Here is a 2,944-nt window from a genome sequence, read left to right as displayed (position 1 = left end):
CACCATCTCACCACACCAAAAGCCACCTTGAAGTGATTATTTCGCGTCAAACCCTTAGGGTACAATTGGCGCGCCCTTGTGGAAGCCAACATCTCGCGATGGAAGCGCATCATCGGCGACGGCCTACGCTCGCAGACCGACCGGCGTCATGAAGCCGAGGTTGCCGTCGCCGTCGACGTGCTGAACCGCATGCTCGAACTCGGACGCCCGGAGTACGTCCGCCTCACATGAGCCCAGATCAGGGTAGGGCGCCATGCGCCCACACCCGCGAGCCATGCAACACGGTGATAGCGCCTGTGTCCTACAGGAACAGGTGCAACGCCACGCTCAGCGCGGCCATTCCAAGCCCAGCGACGAGACACAGCGTCACCAGTGCAAGAAGCGCCAGCCCTCGCTGCATTGCTCCACGGGGCCGGGGCGGTAGCGACAACCTCATCAGCGAGGAGCGTGCCGTCGCTAGGTCTGTTCCCTAGGAGCTTGCGGCGAGAAGGTGATCCTTCCCCCAATTGTGTGGACGGAGGTTTAGCTTGCCATGCGCTGCTCGGCTTGCTCTGGGGTGAGATAGCCGAGGGCCGAGTGCATGCGGGCGCGATTGTAGTAGGCCTAGATGTAGGCGAACAGGTCGCATCGCGCTTCGCCGCGCGTTGCCCAGCGCTGCTGATGGACGAGTTCCACCTTCAGCGTGTGAAAGAAGCTCTCCATCGGCGCGTTGTCGTGGCAGCAGCCCTTGCGGCTCATGGAAGCCGCCGCGCCGATCGCGGTGAGCTGCGCGACGTAGGCCTCGGCCGCATATTGGCTGCCGCGGTCCGAGTGTTGGAGCAGGCCTGCCCCCGGGCGCTGTCGCTGTACCGCCACGATGAGAGCCGAGAGGGTGAGCTCGACCCGCATATGATCGCGCATCGCCCAACCGACCACCTTGCAGGTGGCGAGGTCGAGGACGGCAGCGAGGTAGCGCCAGCCTTCGCCGGCTGGAATGTAGGTCAGAATGACAAGCCACCCACGGTTGAGGGCTGGCGCCTCGAAGCGTTGGGCTAGGAGGTTCGGCGCGACCGCGAGGTGATGGCGGCTGTCGGTGCTGCAGGGCCGGAAGCGGCGCCCGGCGAGCGCGCGAATGCAGTGGCTGCGCACAAGGCGCTCGACGCGGCTGCGGCTGCACCGATGGTCCCCGACCCGCAGGGCGGCGTGCATCCGTGGGCTGCCGTAGCGGCCCCCATGCCGGGCCTGGAGGCGCCGGATCTCGTCCAGGAGGAAGCGGTTCTCGGCCGACCGCGGCCCCTCGGGGCGCGTTCGCCAGGCGTAGTAGCCGCTCGGCGAGACCTCGAGCACGCGGCACATGGGGCGCACCGGGTAGGTGGCGGCATGTTGCTCGATAAAGGCGAACCTCACCTCGGCACCTCCGCGAAGATGCCGATGGCTTTTTTTGTAGGTCGCGCTCCATCCTCGTCCGATCGAGCTCGCGCCGCAGCTTGGCGTTCTCAAAGGCCAAGTCATCCGGGGTTGGCGCCGCCGAACCGGTGACCACGACCGGCCGCCATCGCCGCGAGGATTGTTGGCTTTGGGTGGAACGTAACGTCTAGTACAGGCAGCGCTCACCTTTAGTCAGGCGACAGGCCGGAGGGAACCATCGACCTCATCCGCAACCGCGTCACGGCTTTTCCCGTTCAAGTCATGTGCGAGGTGCTGGGTGAGCCACGGCTACTACGCCTGGGTGAGCCGGCCGGAGAGCGCGCGGATGGTCGAGGCCGCACGGTTGCTGCCGAGATCCGCGCCGAACATTAGATGCGGAGGTATCAGCAAGGTGGTCATGAGCCGAGAGATGTTAAGGTCCTTGGCGTCTTGGCGTCCGGTTCTGCACTGCACTGCCGACAGGATCCCGTGGCTCGGTCAAATCCGTGCTGCCCGACGGTTGCGCCGGCAAATGCGGGACGCGCTGGGCTACGATCCCGACCTGCGCCATCCCCGCACCTTCAATGAGCGCATGGGCTGGAAGATCCTCCACGACAGAAACCCTCTGATCCCACTGACCTTGGACAAGGTCGCGGTGCGCAGCTGGGTGGCAGAGAGGATCGGGGAGCGGTTTCTGGTCCCGTTGCTCGGCGTTTGGCACAGCGCGGGCGATATTTCCTGGGACGACCTGCCGGCCCGGTTCGTCGCCAAGGCCAATCACGGGTCTGGCTACAACATCCTTGTTTCTAACAAGGGGAAGACATGCCGGGCGGATGTGCTGCGCCAACTGGATCAGTGGCTGGCCGAAAGCTACTACGGCCGCACCGGCGAATGGGGCTACCGCAACATTCCCCGGCGTATCCTCATCGAGGAGTTCCTGAAAGGATCGGCGGGAAGCGTTCCCGAGGACTACAAGCTCTATGTCTTCGGCGGCCAGCCACGGCTGCTGGAGGTCCATCTCGGCCGGTTCACGGATCAGAAGCGGGAATTGTTCTATGACTCGCAGACTCTCCGGCCGATTGAGATTGGCCGCTTTCGGCATGCCGACCATCGCGATTATACCGGTCCGCCCCCGGAAGCACGTGCCTTGAACGACCTTGCCGCCAAGCTGGGAGCTGAGTTCGATGCCGTGCGGGTGGATTTCTACCTCATCAACGGGCAGCCCATGTTCGGCGAGCTGACGCATTACACAGGCGGTGGCACCGTGTCATTCGGCTCCCAGGAACAGGACCGCATCATGGGAGATATGTGGGACGAGGCGCTGCGGCGGCTGCACCCATCCGTGCCACATGGCGGCCGCTTACTGGGACTTCCAGGCTATGCGAAATCAGCTTGAACAGCTTGGGCAATGGCCGACATTGGCGTTGGTGCACAAATCAGGGCCGGTGGCTTCGGCGACGTCTGAGACGGGAGTATAGGGTCTGGGCATTGATGCTCCTATATGCGGTCAAGCAGCGATTTGCGCTGGGCAGACGGCTTTGGGGCGACGGCAGAGATA

The 2,944-nt window shown here is 64.2% G+C and carries 2 protein-coding genes and 1 pseudogene; 2 read left to right on the top strand and 1 reads right to left on the bottom strand.

The annotated features are described in order from the left end of the window. Positions 1-78: 78 nt before the first annotated feature. On the top strand, positions 79-231 hold the full coding sequence (locus AC5JJ6_RS06825; protein ID WP_496041311.1) for a hypothetical protein: 153 nt from the start codon (positions 79-81) through the stop codon (positions 229-231). A 291-nt stretch (positions 232-522) separates the two neighbouring features. On the opposite strand, the pseudogene AC5JJ6_RS06820 reads toward AC5JJ6_RS06825, so the two are convergent. Next, a pseudogene (locus AC5JJ6_RS06820) lies at positions 523-1,495 on the bottom strand (IS3 family transposase); the annotation flags it as partial. A 189-nt stretch (positions 1,496-1,684) separates the two neighbouring features. Here AC5JJ6_RS06820 and AC5JJ6_RS06815 point away from each other — a divergent pair. Next, positions 1,685-2,782, top strand: coding sequence for an ATP-grasp fold amidoligase family protein (locus AC5JJ6_RS06815; protein WP_496041310.1), 1,098 nt, complete (start codon positions 1,685-1,687; stop codon positions 2,780-2,782). Positions 2,783-2,944: the final 162 nt, after the last annotated feature.

It is taken from the genome of Skermanella sp., assembly GCF_059503625.1.
The sequence above is the reverse complement of the archived record's forward strand: the minus strand, read 5'-3'. Positions and strand labels throughout refer to the sequence as shown.